The organism is Urechidicola vernalis (genome assembly GCF_031846385.1).
GTDB lineage: Bacteria > Bacteroidota > Bacteroidia > Flavobacteriales > Flavobacteriaceae > Urechidicola > Urechidicola vernalis.
The window spans coordinates 1-1,849 of sequence record NZ_JAVRHV010000017.1 but is presented as its reverse complement, the minus strand read 5'-3'; the positions used below and the strand labels follow the sequence as shown (position 1 = coordinate 1,849).

Here is a 1,849-nt window from a genome sequence, read left to right as displayed (position 1 = left end):
AAAATATAACAAGTGATGAAAGTAATATCTAAGTGTAAGAGAATAAAAGTAATGATTGACCATCAAAGTTTAACTCTATTCAATCTTAGTTTCCTACCGTTAATATTGATAGGTACTTTGATTTCATGTTCTGAGACAAAAGAAAAAAATCAAGAAACCCTCCGACCTAATATACTTTTATTGGTAGCTGATGATCTTGGATATGCAGATTTAGGATGCTATGGGGGTGATATTGAAACACCAAATATTGATAATTTAGCAGCTCAAGGAGTTAGATTTAGTCGGTTTCACACTTCTCCTTTGTGCGCCCCAACAAGAGCAATGTTACTTTCTGGCAATGATAACCACATTGCAGGAATGGGTATACAGTCCAATCAGAACACTGGATTCGGCTATGAGGGGAAGTTAACAGATCGAATAGTTACAATTCCAGCGTTACTTCAAGCCAATGGCTACCATACCTACATGACTGGAAAATGGCACCTTGGAAGAGACTCTTTATCCATTCCATTTAGTAAAGGTTTCGAACGCTCTTTTGTTAATATTCGAGGGGCTGGAAATCACTATGATGACCAAGGGCTCTTTAAAGAAGATCCAATCACTCCATATTTTGAAGATGAGAAACCCGCCACTTGGAACAATGGGGACTATTCTACTGATTTTTATACGGATAAACTAATTGAATATATAGATCTTAATAAAGAAGACAAAAAACCATTTTTCGGCTTTGCAGCTTATACATCTCCACACTGGCCATTGCAAGTGGATGAAAAATATTGGAAAAAATATGAGGGACGCTATGATGATGGTTATGAAAAATTAAAAGAAAGACGTCTTGAAAGTCTAAAAAATGCAGGAATGATTCCAAAAGAAGCAGTGCTACCCCCGAATCATGAAAAAGTAATACCATGGGATTCTTTGTCATTGAGTGAAAAGAAAAAAGAATCAAGAAAAATGGAATTGTATGCTGGAATGGTAGATAATCTTGATTATAATATTGGTAGAATAATACAGTATCTAAAAGATATTGGTCAATTCGAAAATACATTAATCGTGTTTATGTCTGACAATGGTGCTGCAGCTGAGGATTTCTATTATCATGAAAATTTAGGGCCGTTTATAAGAGAGCATTTTAATGATGATTATGAAACCATGGGGAAGCCCAATTCATTTATTTCGTATGGCCCTCAATGGGCGGAGGCGGGATCTTCTCCATTTCGACATTACAAAGAATTTACGACTGAAGGAGGTATCGTCGCTCCAATGATTATTGCTGGACCAAATATTGAAAGAAAGAATGAAATTCATGAAGGATTTCTAACATTGATGGATATAGCCCCTACTTTTTATGAAGTGGCTCAAGCAAAGTATCCAGAAAAATTTGAGGAGAATAAAAATTATCCTCTAAAGGGAAATTCATTGATACCGTTTTTATCTGGAGAGACGAATCAGATACACTCTTCAGAATATGTATTTGGCTTGGAGCACAATAACCTTGCAATGATTAGAAAAGGAGATTGGAAAATCACCAATATAAAAAGACCTTTTCTTGAGGAAAATTTTAAACTTTATAATTTATCTCAAGACCTTGCAGAGCTTCATGACCTCAAAGAATCTGAACCTGAAAAATATAAAGAACTGTTAGATGAATGGAGGAAATTTTCCACTGAAGTAAAAGTGCAAATACCCCCTCCTTCATGGAAATAGCATGATCAAAACACGAATGCACAACAACGCATAAAATTTATGCTATATTTAAAGAAAAATTGTAAAACCCAAACAACCAATAAACATTGTACTAGACTGAAAATCCTACGGATTTTAAGCCGCACAAATCTTATACAAACAC

The 1,849-nt window shown here is 35.0% G+C and carries 1 protein-coding gene; it reads left to right on the top strand.

The window, feature by feature from the left end; translation table 11 throughout:
- The first annotated feature begins 15 nt into the window (after positions 1–15).
- Positions 16–1,707 (top strand): arylsulfatase, encoded by a 1,692-nt coding sequence (locus RM519_RS13905; protein WP_311594433.1) that lies wholly within the window; start codon positions 16–18, stop codon positions 1,705–1,707.
- The last annotated feature ends 142 nt before the right edge of the window (positions 1,708–1,849 follow it).